The sequence below is a fragment of the Weissella koreensis KACC 15510 genome, assembly GCF_000219805.1.
Lineage (GTDB): Bacteria > Bacillota > Bacilli > Lactobacillales > Lactobacillaceae > Weissella > Weissella koreensis.
This window is the reverse complement of sequence record NC_015759.1, coordinates 1,052,446-1,069,013: the sequence shown is the minus strand read 5'-3', so window position 1 is coordinate 1,069,013 and position 16,568 is coordinate 1,052,446. Positions and strand designations below refer to the sequence as shown.

General features: G+C 35.6%; 11 protein-coding genes, 3 tRNA genes and 1 other RNA gene. All 15 read right to left on the bottom strand.

Annotation, left to right across the window (positions count from 1 at the left end; all coding sequences use genetic code 11):
* Positions 1-16: 16 nt before the first annotated feature.
* The 15 genes from WKK_RS05110 to WKK_RS05045 all read right to left on the bottom strand — a co-directional run bounded on the left by WKK_RS05110 (position 17) and on the right by WKK_RS05045 (position 16,376).
* On the bottom strand, positions 17-337 hold the full coding sequence (locus WKK_RS05110) for a DMT family transporter (RefSeq protein ID WP_006845042.1): 321 nt from the start codon (positions 335-337) through the stop codon (positions 17-19).
* 129 nt (positions 338-466) lie between these two features.
* Positions 467-1,015: a GNAT family N-acetyltransferase gene (locus WKK_RS05105; protein ID WP_006845041.1), complete on the bottom strand. Its 549-nt coding sequence runs from the start codon at positions 1,013-1,015 to the stop codon at positions 467-469.
* 115 nt (positions 1,016-1,130) lie between these two features.
* Positions 1,131-1,751, bottom strand: coding sequence for an NUDIX hydrolase N-terminal domain-containing protein (locus tag WKK_RS05100; RefSeq protein ID WP_006845040.1), 621 nt, complete (start codon positions 1,749-1,751; stop codon positions 1,131-1,133).
* Between the two features lie 379 nt (positions 1,752-2,130).
* The gene (locus tag WKK_RS05095; protein ID WP_006845039.1) at positions 2,131-2,562 is read right to left on the bottom strand and encodes a GNAT family N-acetyltransferase; all 432 of its coding nucleotides are present in this window, start codon (positions 2,560-2,562) and stop codon (positions 2,131-2,133) included.
* Positions 2,563-2,745: 183 nt separating this feature from the next.
* Positions 2,746-3,106: a transfer-messenger RNA gene (gene ssrA, locus WKK_RS07100) on the bottom strand.
* 75 nt (positions 3,107-3,181) lie between these two features.
* Positions 3,182-5,170, bottom strand: coding sequence for a penicillin-binding transpeptidase domain-containing protein (locus WKK_RS05090; RefSeq protein ID WP_242821436.1), 1,989 nt, complete (start codon positions 5,168-5,170; stop codon positions 3,182-3,184).
* Between the two features lie 347 nt (positions 5,171-5,517).
* Positions 5,518-7,080 carry a ribonuclease Y gene (gene rny / locus WKK_RS05085; RefSeq protein ID WP_006845037.1) on the bottom strand — a complete coding sequence of 521 codons (1,563 nt, stop codon included), beginning with the start codon at positions 7,078-7,080 and terminating at the stop codon, positions 5,518-5,520.
* 187 nt (positions 7,081-7,267) lie between these two features.
* Positions 7,268-8,821: an HAD family hydrolase gene (locus WKK_RS05080; RefSeq protein ID WP_013989673.1), complete on the bottom strand. Its 1,554-nt coding sequence runs from the start codon at positions 8,819-8,821 to the stop codon at positions 7,268-7,270.
* A gap of 154 nt (positions 8,822-8,975) precedes the next feature.
* Positions 8,976-9,049 (bottom strand) — tRNA-Met (locus WKK_RS05075).
* Positions 9,050-9,058: 9 nt separating this feature from the next.
* A tRNA-Ser gene (locus WKK_RS05070) sits at positions 9,059-9,148 on the bottom strand.
* A 78-nt stretch (positions 9,149-9,226) separates the two neighbouring features.
* Entirely contained in the window at positions 9,227-10,561 is a 1,335-nt protein-coding gene (locus tag WKK_RS05065) for an HAD-IC family P-type ATPase (protein ID WP_013989672.1), read from the bottom strand.
* Positions 10,562-10,747: 186 nt separating this feature from the next.
* A tRNA-Leu gene (locus WKK_RS05060) sits at positions 10,748-10,831 on the bottom strand.
* A gap of 67 nt (positions 10,832-10,898) precedes the next feature.
* Positions 10,899-13,085: a Tex family protein gene (locus WKK_RS05055; protein ID WP_006845034.1), complete on the bottom strand. Its 2,187-nt coding sequence runs from the start codon at positions 13,083-13,085 to the stop codon at positions 10,899-10,901.
* A 2-nt stretch (positions 13,086-13,087) separates the two neighbouring features.
* A complete protein-coding gene (locus tag WKK_RS05050) occupies positions 13,088-13,531 on the bottom strand; it encodes a hypothetical protein (RefSeq protein WP_013989671.1) in 444 nt (147 codons plus the stop codon).
* A 160-nt stretch (positions 13,532-13,691) separates the two neighbouring features.
* A complete protein-coding gene (locus tag WKK_RS05045; RefSeq protein ID WP_013989670.1) occupies positions 13,692-16,376 on the bottom strand; it encodes a cation-translocating P-type ATPase in 2,685 nt (894 codons plus the stop codon).
* Positions 16,377-16,568: the final 192 nt, after the last annotated feature.

Here is a 16,568-nt window from a genome sequence, read left to right as displayed (position 1 = left end):
AATACAACCAAAAACATTAATGCCCACTTGTGACTTTAATTCCAATTATTCCAATAATCAGTAATGCGATAAAAAACCAGGTTAACGGATTAATCTGATCTTTAAATAAAAATAATCCTACCAAAATTGATCCAACTGCCCCAATTCCAGTCCAAACAGGATATCCAATACTGAGAGGAAGATGCTTCACTGCAAGAGCTAGAAAACCAAAACTAAAAATCATCCCCATTATAGTCAGTAAACTATACCCCAAGTTTGAAAAGCCTTGGCTTAATTTCATTGTGGTCGCCCATACCACTTCAAATAATCCGCCTAAAATTAAATATACCCACGTCATATTTACATCCTCCTTTAAAATTACAAAAAAAGGGCCGGTAAACTCTTCTATGACCTAATGAGTTTACTCAGTCCCTAAACACCCGGTGGTGTCGATTAATTAATAATATAATAACATATTAATATCCATTTATTTACTTAAATAATCAATTTTTTTATCTAAAAATAATTGATATGCATTTCTTCTATCCGCAGGATTCGAATCCATATATACAATACCTCTATATTCAAAACCTATTTTTTCTAGAACATGTTGCATTCTTAAATTCTGACGATGCGTATCAATTCTAATTTCTTTAAATCCTAATTGTATTGCCTCACTAAGTAAATTACTAAATATGAAATCACTTAGATGTTGTCCAGTTTGGTCACTTTTAATAGCAATCCGATGAATTGTAGCATAATGTTGGTCAGATGTTCGCCAACCACCGTGATAAATATTTTGATAATTAGGTTCCGGTATCGTCATAAGCGTGGCTGTTCCCAAAATTTGTTGGTCAACAATCAATAAATAGGTCATTCCTTGTTCTAAGTCAGCCAATATATCCGTTTTTTGTGGATAATCCCCTTGCCATTGAGGGATTCCATCCGCAGCCAGTAATTTTTTAGCATCTTTAATTAGATAATCAATTTGATCTAAATCAGCTAAAGTGGCTTTTCTTAAATAAATCATTGCCATTTTATCTTTCTCCATCCAAATAATTTCAAAGAAGACATATTAACGTAGTTCTTACTTTATATTTATTTTTAGAATTATTTTAATCCAGCTATTTCCTAAAATAATAAAATTTTAATTATTCAATATAAACACGATTTCTCTTAATCATTTCACTAATTTTAAATATTTGTTCTGCAGTAGTTCTTGGTAGAGACAATTCAGGTAATTGATCCAAGGAAAAATAACAAACATCAGATGTTTCATAATTAGATTTAAAAGTCCCCTCATCAATAATTTTACCTTCAAAAATTAATTTATAATATTGTGTCAATTGTTTACCTAATTTGGACTGATCAGTATCAAAAACACCTTTTAAATTAATAATTTCAGCATTAACCCCCGTTTCTTCTAGTACTTCACGTTGCGCATTTTCAATGGGTGACATACCAACCTCAGCAAAGCCTCCTGGCAAGGACCACTGCTTAGTCTTGATGTCTTGAACTAATAAAACTTTTTGTTGATCGTTTTGAATAAAGACACGCACATCAATCTTTGGCGTAATATATCCCGGTTCTAGAATGATCTGTTGTTTAATTTCATCAATTGTATAATGACTTATTTGTGCTAAAAGACTGATAGAAATTTTCTCAATTTCACGCAATCGTTCCCGATCAAATGTGTCTTTTGTATAAGCTAACCCAGTTCGAGCAATTGTTAAAATGCGTCTGACTCGCTTCAATTCATCGAAATTCACCATATATGCAGCTCCTGTCGTATTTTTTAATTATTCCATAGTAGATAATTGATTAAACAGGTATTTATTAATAGATAAAATATAACATATGATCTTTAATAAAACTGAACTATATCTTATAAAATTATATACTCAAACAAAGATATTTTTATAAATTAAAGTAAGTCATCCAAATTATACTAAAAGAATATCATCGACCTTTTCTATATTTAAAAAATGACAGTTTTAATTTCTGATGTTTAACCTTCTTAGACTACATTGAATAATAAAGAAGGAATACATAATTTTTCAGTATGACATTTAAAAATTACGATCAAGCAATTCAAGAATAAGTAATTAAATAAAAAAAACGTCCTAAAAATATAGGACGTTTTTTATTCTTTTATAAAGATATTTTTTTATTAAACCTAAAGTGAGTTCTACTCATTCCCTTATTTTCATAAAATTGGTGAGCTTTAACTCTTACTACATTACTAGCCACTTCTATTTCAACACAATTGTTATTTAGAGCATATTCACAAGCTTCATTGAATAACTCTGTACCAAATCCCATATTTCTATATTTATCTGATATGATAAATTCCAATATTTCTGCTATTTTATTTCCATGATGTAATTGATATTCCAATCTAAGATTGATCATACCTACTACCTTATTTTCAAATTCATAAATCAGACAACAATAATTATCATTATTATATTGTTTTTTTATTTCATTTTTAAATTGATTAAAATTAAATTCATTCTGTTCTAATTCTGTAATCAATCTAAATATTCCTGTTATATGCTCATCACTACCAATTTTAACTGACATATTTCAAATCCTCATTTCAAAAAATTAAATTTAGAGATAAGACCATAAACCTGTTAATACTTATTATAATGAACCTTTTAAAAATATAAACTTATCTATATTAGATTAATTTAGGATAAATAACAAAAACAAACCCCACCACACCAACGAATATGTTGATACAATGAGGTTTACCTTTTTATATTATGGAGCCGAGGGGAGTTGAACCCCTGTCCTAATACCTTGATACTAATACATCTACGTTCATAGTTAATTAATTTAAAATTCGCCCTTGGCACGCCAATTAACCCGGCGATCCTTTAGGCTAATCTGATTATCCTCTTCATAACAGCTTCAGATGGGAGCGTTATGCGCAGGCCATAATTATTATGACTAACTAAACTGGATGGCCACCAATCGTGTTAGTTTGGTTCACTGGTTTTTAAGCAGCGAAAGCCAAGTTGTTTGAATTTTTTGCAGTTAATTCGTCTGAGTGGATTATAGGGCCACAACCCCTAAACGCAGCATTAGCTCAAACAGCACCAGTCGATTCCGGAACGACCCCGTACTACTTCATTATAGCCGATTTAAACACAAAAAAACAACCCGAACTAATTAAATTGTCCGCGTTGTTTTAATATTACTGATTAACAAAGGTATTTTCTAAATAATCTACCGCATTCTTAGCAACATCATCTGCTTGTGGGTTCTTATTTTCACCATTTACCACTGAATTTTCAACTACAAATATTCCCGTAAATTTATTATTTTGCAGGTCGTGAATTGAAACTAATGCGTTTTGGTTATTATTACCTGTTTCTGCAGTTCCAGTTTTGGCAGCTAAATTATACCCTTCATTATAAAGATTATGAGCATAACCATCTTCATCAGAAACAATTCCGACTTCGTCATCAAGAATTGTTTTTACATCATCAGATTTGGCTGCATCTTTAATTACGACCGGCTTTTTATCATCCTTAATTAATTTTGGCATTACGATGTTACCATCATTATCTAAGAAATTAAACATAGTGACCATCTCAATTGGATTAACTGACATTTGCGCCTGACCATAAGCACTATCGGCTAATTGTTTATTATCTTCTAACTTACCAGTATTACTAAAGGAAGCTACCTTCATCGTAATTGGTAACTTATAATCTCGACCAAAAGTGAATTTGTCCGTCAATTCTGATTGGAATGTATCTCGACCAACCTTCAACATTTGTTGTGCAAAATAAACATTATCAGAATGTTGCAAAGCAGTTTTCAAGTTAACCTCAGTATCACTATTCACCCGGGTAACATTATATGGCGTCCACTTAGTCCCCTCAATTTTAATAACTTCATCAGGATTCAAAGTTCCCTTGCTTAGTCCAATGGCTGCCGACACCTGTTTAAAGGTTGATGCTGGTGCGTAACCCTTGGCAAAACGGGCCATAAATGGATAATCAGCATTATTATTAGAAGTTAAAGTTGTTGGATCATATGACGGAGTTGAAACAACTGCTAGTAAATCTCCAGTTTTCGGTGCCTGAATCACTGCTGAACCAGGTACATCATTAAATCCATCATAAGTTGCCTTTTGAACATCTGAATCAATTGTTAACTTAATATCTTGCCCTTTTTCAAACTTTTGATAAAGTAAAGTCTTTTTTGCTTCACCTTTTTGATTCAAAATTTGATATTTAATAGTTTCTTTTCCGCGCAATTGTTTGTCATAAGCTTTTTCTAAACCAGCACGTCCTACAATATCATTGCCACTTAAAGTAGCATCCTTTGCAACATCATCGGACGTAGCCGTGCTTGTGTATCCAATCAAGAGACTAGCTGCAGCGCCCAAAGGATACTCTCGTTCATAACTTGATTGAACTGATGCACCATCACCATCGTCATCTTTTTGATAATCATCGTCACCAAGGCTTTTAACTGTATAGGCCCAATCTGGATGATTACTATAAGCATTAATACCTTTAGTAATTTCATCTGAAGTGGCATTGTATTTCTTAGCAACTTCGTCAACTTGATCTTGATTAATTGAACCATCTTCATTCAAAAAGTATTGTGGTACAGTTTTTAATTCTTTGGTAATTTTAGTACCCGCCAAAACTTTACCATTTCGATCCAAAATTTGGCCACGTTGCCCACCATCTTTGGCAATATTTAGATGATCATCTTTCGCCAAACCTGGCAAAATCAAATTACTATTATAAATCACAGTAGCTTGCTTTTTATTAATTTTAAAATTGACAACATAACGCTGATTCTTAATCATTCCAGCTGGCGTCTTCAAATCAACATTATAAGTCATTTGGAAACGATTTCCACCCTTATAATTTGTCTTAACATCACTGACTTTAATATTTTTAATACCTAAATAATCAAAACTTTTTTCTATTTTGGCTGACGGATCTTTATCTGTTAGACCATATGCTTTCAAACTATTTTTATCAGTATTTTTCAATAACTGGCTATACTTTTTCTGCGCAAAATTTTTCGTATATTCACGTGCGAACTGTCTAGCTTGGCTGGATTGGGTCTGATTATAATAATAGAATGCTCCTGATCCTGCGATCAGTACTATTAATGCAATGCTAATACCTATCAGCCAACTTTTTTTGTTTTTCATTTTGGCGCCAATACTCTGCTTTTTGCTATTCAAATCATCATCCACAGTCCAACCTCTTCCTTTACCTAATTAATACACAATCAAGTATTTAATTAATAACAAATTGATTTTACCATAAAAATTATTATTAATCTCTACGACAAAATTTAAATTGATTTTACTATGGTTAATTTATCCAATCAACATTTATATGTTGCACGATTATATACTATATTTATCATAAATAAAAGAGAGTGGACAAAGTTCAAAGTTAATTATTCAACTTTTCACTTCAACCCTTTTAAGGCTAAAGTGAAAACAACGTTAAATCAAAACATTGAACGAGTTTGTCTCACTCTCTCATTTTTTTACTTGGCATATTCAATCGCACGAGATTCTCGAATAACCGTAACCTTAATGTGTCCCGGATAATCAAGATCATGCTCAATTTGGTTCTTAATGTCACGCGCAAGGACAGTCGCTTCCACGTCTGAAATTGCTGCTGGTTCCACCATCACTCGAATCTCACGTCCAGCTTGGATTGCAAAGGTCTTTTGAACCCCATTAAATCCATTTGCAATTCCTTCAAGTTGTTGCAAACGTTGAACGTAATTTTCTAATGACTCGGAACGAGCACCTGGACGTGCCGCCGAAATCGAATCTGATGCAGCTACTAAGACTGCAATAATTGACTCCGGTTCAACATCCCCATGATGTGATGCAATTGCATTCACAACAGTCGGACGTTCGTGATACTTAGTTGTTAATTCAACCCCTAACTCCACGTGTGATCCATCCACCTCATGATCAATCGCCTTACCAATATCGTGTAATAATCCTGCGCGCTTAGCAAGCGTAATATCTTCACCTAACTCAGCTGCCAACAAGCCAGTTAGTTTTGCAACTTCAATCGAATGTACTAAGACATTTTGTCCGTAACTTGTTCGGTAATTCATTCGTCCAATTATTTTAATTAGATCAGGATGAATATTATGAAGACCTAGGTCAAAGACCGTTTGTTCTCCAACTTCCCGAATGTGTTCGTCCATTTCTTTTCGAGCCTTTTCAACCATCTCTTCAATCCGAGCCGGATGAATCCGACCATCAGAAATCAAAGCTTCCAAAGCTCTCTTAGCAATTTCACGACGAACAGGATCATAACCACTCAACACAACCGCTTCTGGAGTATCATCAATAATCAAATCAATTCCAGTTAGGGTTTCAATTGCTCTAATATTACGGCCTTCTCGTCCAATGATACGACCTTTCATATCATCATTTGGAAGTGCAACAACTGAGACTGTTGATTCAGCAACCATATCAGCTGCTGAACGTTGAATAGCTTGAACAACCAAACTTTTAGCCTTTTTATCAGCTTCAATTACGGCTTCCTGTTCACTTTCCTTAATCAACTTAGCTCGTTCAGAAACCAAAGCTTCCTTTGTTTCTGTTAAAATCAAACCTTTAGCATCCGTGCGATCCATTTCGGCCACTTCTACTAGCTTTGCTTCACGATCTTCCACCAATTGTTCCGCATAATTTTGCTTATCCTTCACACTTTGGCGTTGTTGATCAAGTTTATTCTCTTTCTCAGAAATTGATTCTTCTCTTTTTTGAAGAGAAGCATCTTTCCGATCTAAGACAGATTCACGACTTACCAAACGTTCCTCTTGGGCCAAAACGGCTTGACGTCGTTCCTGTAATTCTCCCTCGATTTTAGCTTGGTATTGTTGGCTTTCATCACGTGCTTCAACAATGGCACTTTGTTTTAAGGCCTTTGCTTCAACTTGTGCTTGATTCGTGATATCTTCTGCAGTTTGTCGGGTTTGCTTCAAACTGTTTTCAATCTTAGTTCGAGTGAAAACATGTCCAAAAGCATACCCAATTACGATTGCGACAAGCGCTGTCAGGATGATCATAGTGATGTTCATCATTGACTCCTGTCTAGTAAGTTAAATGGTTTCAACTTATTTATAAATTATTAAATTTGCGCTTTTTAACACCTTTTAATTTTATCTGTTTTATTAATGTGTGTCAATGAATTGTAATAATTATTAAACGATATAAAAAAATAAAGTTGATCTTTAATCAGACCAACTTTATATCTTCTTATTTAAATTAGTTTCTCATTTGATACATTAGAGTAAACATTGCCACCAAGCGAATAACAGCTGCAATTAGTGGTGCCAAAATAATCCAGTTACCTAAAGCTAATCCTAATAATAATCCTATTAAAATTAGGACCAATATAATAATATTCATCCAACGTAAATGATTCTTATTAATATGATCCAATTGATCAGTAGAACGGAAAAGTGGTCCCAATTGCTCTAGGTCTTTCAATTGCGCATCTGCAATTGGAAGACTATCTCCAACTTCCATCAAAATTCTTTTTGGTAACCCATTGGGAATTTGTTGATTAGTAATAAACATTGAATTTTCATCTTTTAAAGCCGCAATTTGCATATCATGCTTATCTTTAGGGCTTAAACCAGCTTTGACATAACTAGCACTTTTGAATAATTCTTTTAAGCCATGCACTGATCCTAATGCATCAGCAGAAATAACTTGCGTTCGAATTCCACGTTTAACTAACATCCGATCTATTTCTAATAATGAATGCTTTAATGGTGTACCATAATTAATAATTCCGATAACCTGAATCCCATCAACAATATATGAAACAGAATTACCTATTGATTGATAATTTGCCAAGACTTCTGGACTCACAGCATAGTTTTTTAAGGCTTCTCTTGCTGAAATAACCGCAAAAAGTTCTTGATGAATCACTCCAGAAACTCCAATTAATGCAATTTTTTCTGGTTCTGAAACTTCACTGGCTTCGATTCCTTTACCAGCAGTGTATTGTGCAAAACCACTTGATAACGGACTAGCAAAATTTTGTAATAAGCCAGCTGCAATTCCAATCACATCATTATCACTATAACGATCATCAACACTTTTAACCGAATAAACAATAGCGACTGATTCTGTTAAAACGCCGGACTTTTCTAATAAAATACTTTTAATCTTTGGCAACCGGTTTAAGATAGTCCAATCATTAACTGTAATACCATTTTCGCGTAAACGATCTTGTAATAGTTGTCTTTGATAGCGGACCAAAATAACTGGCCATTGTGGATCAGCAATCAGTAAAATCGTTGTCAAGATCATTAATCCGACCATTAATCCTGACGTCATTGTTCCCAAAGCAAATCCAATAGTAGCCACTAAGGTCATCATTAGATTCATTTTGTGATTATTTTTTTGATCTTTTTGATTTTCTTGATCCAAATTAATAGGTTGAAAGATTAACAACGATCCTAGCAAAAGTGATACTCCCACTAAAGCAAGTGGTAAAACAAGCCAAGTTTGCGCCGATCCTTTGTACATGGCCATCGCCACTAAGCACGACACACCCAAGCTCACTAAAGCGCCCAACGCCCAACGCCATGAATTAACAATATTCTTATTAGCTTGGCGGATATAACGAACCATACTAGTTCCTAAAAGGACCCAAAAGAGCATCCCCACCCCCATGACAGTCCCATAAATATAGCTTGGATCGATGTTCATAGTTTGTGCGTTATTAATCAAAATTGGCGAGGCAATACCAGTTAATAGTGCTAATATAATGGCGATAATTATATATCGCAAATATTTAAAATTCATCTGCAATACTCCCAACATAAATTTCATAAATGATAACTAAAGTATAGCAAAGGTCAGTGCACCGAAACCTCGGCTTCAACAAACCTTACCAAATCATAATATTCTTAAAAATAAATAAAAAAACCAAGTTTACAAGAAACTTAGTTTTAAATGATTGCGGGAGTAGGATTTGAACCTACGACCTTCGGGTTATGGGCCCGACGAGCTACCAGACTGCTCCATCCCGCGATAATATTAAGGAGAATGTGGGATTCGAACCCACGCGCCGGTTTCCCGACCTGACGGTTTTCAAGACCGTTCCCTTCAGCCAGACTTGGGTAATTCTCCAAATGAATAAGTTGATTAATCAACATATTTAATATTAACAGGCCTCTATATTTTTGTCAAATAAATTTCTAAAAATCACTATATATTAGTTTTCCAAATTTTAAAATTAAGAATCTGCAAGATTGCTACTACTAATCCTAATAATATATAAACACTTATCAAATACATACTATTGAGATTTAATTCTTGAATGCAATATACAATAGTTACCCAGTAAAATCCCCAATAAGTCATACTTAACCATTTTTTGATAATCGCTTGTTGTAATAATTTTAAACTTGTTTGAACCAAAGTTAAATGATCAGCTTGAATCTGGACATCCGTTATTAATCCCAATGAATACTTATTATGCATAATTCCAATGGAAAAATCAGCATTTTTTAAAGCTTGATAGTCATTCATACCATCCCCAACAAAAAGGACCCGTCCATTTTGCTGATAGGCTTTAACTAACTCCCCTTTAGACTGACTGGTTAAATCAGCAGCAATCACATCAATGCCCAATAATTGACCAATTTGATTAGCATTACTATCATTATCACCAGTCGCCATGACTGTAACAATCCGTTGGTTTTTAATTTGTTTAATCAAACTCGTAGCCGAACTTCGAACTTTATCTTGCAAAATAATTGAGGCTATAACTTTTTTCTGATTTTCGATCAAATAACACATCATCATGCCATCAGCTTTTATTTTAGGTTCGATTCCTAATTGTCGGACACCGGCCCGACTCAGCAATGCATAATCAGCATCCTCAAAGCGGCCCCAAACTCCAGAATCAACTTTTTGCCGTTGCTTTAATTGAACTACTTTGCGCTCAAATATTTGATTATTTAAATACATCATTATCCCACGTGCAACAGGATGTTTAGACTCTTGTTCTAATAATTCTAAAATCGAAAAAATTTTCGCACGTTCCACCGAATTCGGAACAACAATATTTTTAACTTGTGCTGCAGGCTCAGTTAAAGTTCCTGTTTTATCTAAAATCGCATAATCTAATTTGAAGAAGCGTCCAATCACTTTTTGATTATTAAAAATAATTTTAAGTTGAGAACCAATTATAATAGTCTTATATTGTATTAACTTCAAATTAATATAATAAATAGCCACAAACGAAATGATACTGCATAAGACAAGCCCAACCCAGCCACTTACCGATTCTCGATTACTTGTAGTATTTTGAAATGAATAAAACGTCCACATCATCAATCCCCACAAAAACCAAATTCCTCCTAACAAAATCAAAAGGCGTAGGCTATGTTTTTTCAGCTCAGATAATGATAAGTTAACCTGGCCTTGATGTGTTTCATTTGTTACATCAGTTAGTTTATCTGACCTTGGAATATCTTGGCTCAGACGCCTAATATTAGAGACTTTACTGAACCAGTTATCTGAATTACGTTTATTCATAGCGTCCCTCCTTTATTCTATATAATTATATAGTAAAACAATACTTTTTAGTTGATTTTAAAAGTCATAAAACTATGCCAAGACAACCAATCTAAACTGAACTAGTTTAAAAATATAGAAAACAAAATTAAAGCCCCGTCATATCAACGTTTTCGCTGATTCAACGGGGTTTTTAATTTACTTTGATGCGGGCGGCGGGGGTCGAACCCGCACGATATTTCTATCACAGGATCCTTAGTCCTGCGCGTCTGCCAATTCCGCCACGTCCGCATAAGCTGTGTTAGTAACTAACACAGCTTATCATACCAAATTGAACTTCCAGTTTCAAGCGTTATTTTTAACTGATATTTTCAGAAAATAACGTTAATCCAATCCGTTCACGCTTCAAATCCACTTCTTTAACCCAAACTGTAATAATATCACCAACTGCAACATGATCATGTGGATTTAGTTTATGGTGTTGGTTTTTATTTTTGACCATTTCGTTAATATGAACTAATCCATCTTCATGAACTCCAATATCAACGAATGCTCCAAAATCAACCACATTTCGCACTGTCCCTTGTAGTTCCATACCCGGTTTTAAATCTTTTAAAGTCAAAACATCTGAACGTAAAACTGCGCTGATGGCTTGATCTCTTAGATCTCGTCCCGGATGTTTAAGGGCATCTATAATATCATATAAAGTCGGCAATCCAATTTGTAATTCTTTAGCAACATCATCAGTTGCCAAAGCTTGTAATTGCTGCTGACGTGATTCTACATCTGTCGCATCAATACGTTTGAGAAGTTCTTTTGCGACTTTATATGACTCTGGGTGAATTTCAGTATTATCCAAACTATTCGTTCCATTTGGAATTCTCAAAAATCCAGCCGCCTGTTCGAAAGCTTTAGGACCTAGTTTTGCAACTTTCTTTAATTCATTTCGCGTCTTAAACGCTCCATTATGATCACGATAGTCCACAATATTTTGAGCTGTCGTCTTAGTTAAACCAGCGATATGCAATAATAATTGTGCTGATGCCGTGTTCAAATTAACACCAACTTGATTAACCGCCGTCTCCAAAACTTGATCTAATTGTTCAGATAGTTCTTTAGTTGGTAAATCATGTTGATATTGTCCAACACCTACCGCCTGTGGATCGATCTTAATTAACTCAGCCATAGGATCTTGTAATCGGCGTGCAATCGAAATTGCTGATCGTTGCTCAACTTGTAGTTCTGGAAACTCCGTCCGAGCAATATCAGAGGCTGAATAAACTGAAGCGCCGGCCTCATTAACTACCACATACTTCAAATCTGGCAAGTCTGACTTAATCAAATCAGCAATAAACTGCTGAGACTCACGAGAAGCCGTTCCATTTCCAATCGCTACCAAAGTTACTTGATATTTATGAACCAAATTAATAATAATTTTTTTCGCTCCTGCAGGATCATATTTAGCAGCTCGATGTGGATAAATAACTGCTTTTTCTAAAAACTTTCCATTTTCATCCACAACGGCTAACTTAGAACCAGTCCGAATTCCAGGATCAAATCCTAAAACAACTTGTCCCCTTAAGGGAGCGCCCATCAACAAATGATACAGATTTTTCCCAAAGACTTTAATAGCATCCGCACTGGCTTGGGCTGTCAATTGTTTACGAATTTCACGTTCAATTGCTGGTCCTATGAAGCGTTTATAAGCATCCTTAGCGGCATTAACTAACACTTCTGCTGCAGCGCCTTGTTTGCTACCAACTAGTCGAAACTTTAAATAACGTTCAATTGCCAATTGATCCACTTCTATCCCAACTGATAATATGCCTGCTTTTTCACCACGATTCACAGCCAAAATTTGATGATTTTGAATCTGCTTAATTTTTTGACTAAAATCATAATACAAAGCATAAATAGATTTAGGATCCTGTTCTTGCGCTCCACGTTTAATTTTGGCATCAACAGTTCCATTTTGTTGCGTATAATTACGAATCCATTCACGTAATCCCGCATTTTCCCCAATCACTTCGGCAAAGATTTCATGGACCCCATTCATGACAGCCTTCACATCCGGTAAATCTTGCGCAGGGTCAACATAGTCTAAGGCTATTTGATTTAAATCATCGGTTGGAAAACTTTGAATTTTTTGAGCTAATGGCATCAAACCAGCTTCCTTGGCGATCGTCGCCTTGGTTCGCCGTTTTTGTTTATAAGGTAGATAAAAGTCTTCCACTTTTTGAAGACTATCAGCCGCAATTAAACGTTCCGCCAACGCCGAATTCCATACGGATTGGTCTATCAATGCCTTTTGTACCGTTAATTTTCGGGCTTGCAAATCTTCTAATCGCTTACTACTGGCTTGAATGTCACGAATTTGGACTTCATCTAAATTACCCGTAGCTTCTTTTCGATAACGAGCAATAAAAGGAACAGTATTACCATCTTGTAATAAGTCTGATGTTGCTTTAATTTTTGTCTTAGGTAGCTCTAGCTCATTCGCAATTCCGGCGATTAGATCTAATTCTGGAATTGATACATTCTCCATACTTACATTACCATTTGGAAGGCTCGGCGAACTTGCTTCATGAACTCTTCCATCAATTGATCTTGATCTTGTTCGGATTGGTCAAAGGCAGTTACGTCAACTTGTTGTTTATTGACATCCAATGCATTAGCCATAGCCACTGTAGCATCATAGTAATCTCGGAAGGTCTTCTTTAAACTTCCATGAACACCAATTAAACGAACTGGTGCTTTCATTTGATCTAGATCATCGGCAGCTTTTTTGTACACTTCTACCACGTCATCAAATTCAACTGAAATTTCAGCAAATTCTGCTTTGGGCATCTCTGCAACTTTATCTTCATCAATAGCTGTTCGGATTTTTTCGAAGTATTCCGCAACATTTGAACCACTTTCTTCAGTTGTTTGTACTAATTGTGATAACTTCATTGCGTAGTCACGCGGATTTGCAAACATTTTTTTAGCCATTTTATTTCCCCATTCGTTGATATACTTTAATTATTTTTATCATCCATACTATTGATTAATAATAAAAGAATACAGCGATCAATCCTAGAAGGACCAACCGCTGTAATTCAAGCTATGAATCAAAGCCGAAATGATAATACAGCTTCTCTATTATACATTATTATTGCTTGTGCATGGTGTGACGTTGCACGAATTTAATAATTTCCACAACTGGAATAATCGCAAACGAAGCACCCAACACTAACAACCATTGATGCCAATCCAAATGTGTGACATGGAAAATATCATTCAATCCTGGCATTACAATAGTAATTGCCAAAGCTAAGGCCGCAATCAAAATCGCCCAATTAAAGGTCTTATTTTTGAAAATACCCACCTTGAAAATTGATTGATAAATTGATTTGGTATTAAACGCATGGAATAATTGAATCAATCCCAAGGTAGCAAAAGCCATTGTTAAAGCATCGGCATGCGCCGCTGCTGAACTAGCATGAACAGGGAAATTAATAGCATACCAATAAACACCCAAAGTAATCAATCCTTCGATCAATCCTTGATAAATAATAGTGCTACCTAATCCATCAGCCAAAAAGTCACTATTACGACCGCGAGGCTTACGCTCCATAATTCCTGGTTCGACTGGTTCCATTCCCAATGCAATTGCTGGTAAGGTATCAGTCACTAAATTAATCCAAAGAATATGCACAGGTGCCAAAATATTCCATCCCATGATCGTCATCACAAAGAGGGTCAAAACTTCACCCAAATTGGCAGATAATAGGTATTGAATTGATTTTTGAATATTTGAAAATACTTTTCGCCCTTCCTCAACAGCATTAACAATTGTGGCAAAGTTATCATCCGCAAGGACCATATCAGCGGCCCCTTTAGAAACTTCCGTTCCAGTAATTCCCATAGCAATTCCAATATCAGCCGTCTTCAAAGCAGGGGCATCATTGACTCCATCCCCTGTCATTGCTACCACTTGACCTTGTGATTGCCAAGCTTGTACAATCCGAACCTTGTGTTCAGGTGCAACCCGAGCATAGACACTATATTGACTAACTTGAGCTTTAAATGTTTCATCGTCCAATTGATCTAATTCAGGACCAGTAATTACTGCATCACTACCTTGCTCAGGACTTAAGATCCCCAAACGACGTGAGATAGCTTCGGCAGTAATTTTATGATCACCAGTAATCATCAAAGTTCTGATTCCCGCCTTTTTCGCTTCAGCAACCGCACCGGCCACTTCAGGCCGTTCAGGATCGATCATTCCAATTAATCCAACAAAAATAAGATCATTTTCAACCAATTCTGATTCCAATTTTTCTGGAATTTCATCAACCAGTTTATAAGCGAAGCCTAATACACGTAAGGCATCCTGTGCCATAGCAACGTTAACTGCACTAATATTATCTTTATCAGCTGGTTGCATTTCTACCGCTTGATTTTGCTCCAAGCGTTTTGTAGTTCGACGTAACAATTCATCGGGCGCTCCCTTAACCGTAATCATAAATTGATCACCGTGGGGATGAATCGTGGTCATCAATTTACGTTCTGAATCAAACGGAATTTCTGACACTCGAGGATTTTCAGCAAATAATTGTTCTAAATTACGATTTTGAGTTTCATTAAAAGTAATCAAAGCCGTTTCAGTTGGATCACCTAATTTATCACCATCTGAATTAATTTTTGTATCATTATTCAAAGCTAATAAATCAACCAATTGTTCAGCTGATCCTGTAACCGGCGTCTTAGCATCAATTAAATTCTGGTCAACATAGTATTTTTCAACCGTCATTTTATTTTGCGTTAAGGTTCCCGTTTTGTCTGATCCAATAATTTGAGTCGAACCCAAAGTTTCAACAGCTGGCAATTTTCGCATTAAAGCGTGCTTTTTTGCTAATTGATTGGTTCCCAAAGCAAGGGTAATCGTAACGATCGCAGGTAATCCTTCTGGAATTGCTGCAACGGCTAAAGAAATAGCCGTCAACAACATATCTACAACACGGTTCCCACTTCCAACTTCTGGAGTTCTAAACATTCCTACAATAAATACAATCACCGCGATAATCAAAATTAAATAAGTTAATGATTTACCTAATTTTGATAAATTAACTTGCAACGGTGTTTTAGTAGTTTCAGTTGATTCCAACATTCCAGCGATATGTCCAACTTCAGTTGACATCCCTGTCCCAGTTACAATTCCAACACCACGACCATAGGTCACATTCGAATTCATAAAGGCCAAGTTAGTCCGATCACCAAGAGGTAACTCTTCACCTGCTAAAGCGGCAGTTTGCTTTTCAACAGGTACCGATTCACCCGTCAAAGCAGCTTCTTCAATTTTTAATGATGCTGATTCCAACAAGCGCATATCTGCAGGAATTACATCTCCAGCTTCTAACGCAACAATATCACCTGGTACCAATTCACTAGCTGGCAAGGTCATAATAACCCCATCACGACGAACATTGGCATTAGGCGCTGACATCTTTTGCAAAGCTTCAATTGCTTCATCGGCTTTTGCTTCTTGATAGACCCCAAAAATAGCATTCAAGATTACAACAGCTAAGATAATAAGCGCATCAGCCACTTCACCAGTCAAACCAGCAATTAAAGCGGCAACCAACAAAACTACAATCATAAAGTCTTTAAATTGATTAAAGAATTTTTGCATCAAAGTAGTCTTTTTCGTAGCTTTTAATTGATTCGGTCCCACTTCTGCTAAGCGCTGTTTAGCATCCGTACCAGATAATCCATTGACTGAATCAGCTTTTAAAGCTGTTTCAACTTCTTGGGCCGTTCGTTGATATAAAGGTTTTTGATCTCCCTCAAGCATAAATAATCCTCCTAGATATGATAATTACATTTAATCATTAAATAAAAAGAGACCTATGGTGACATTTAGAAAGTCACCACGAGTCTCACAATTTAAGGACCACCGGAGCAGTCAAGCTGCTCTTGCTGACGGTGGGACCGCAAACTTAAGTCTGCCGTTACTCCCTCATGATTTTATAATTAATTTAACATC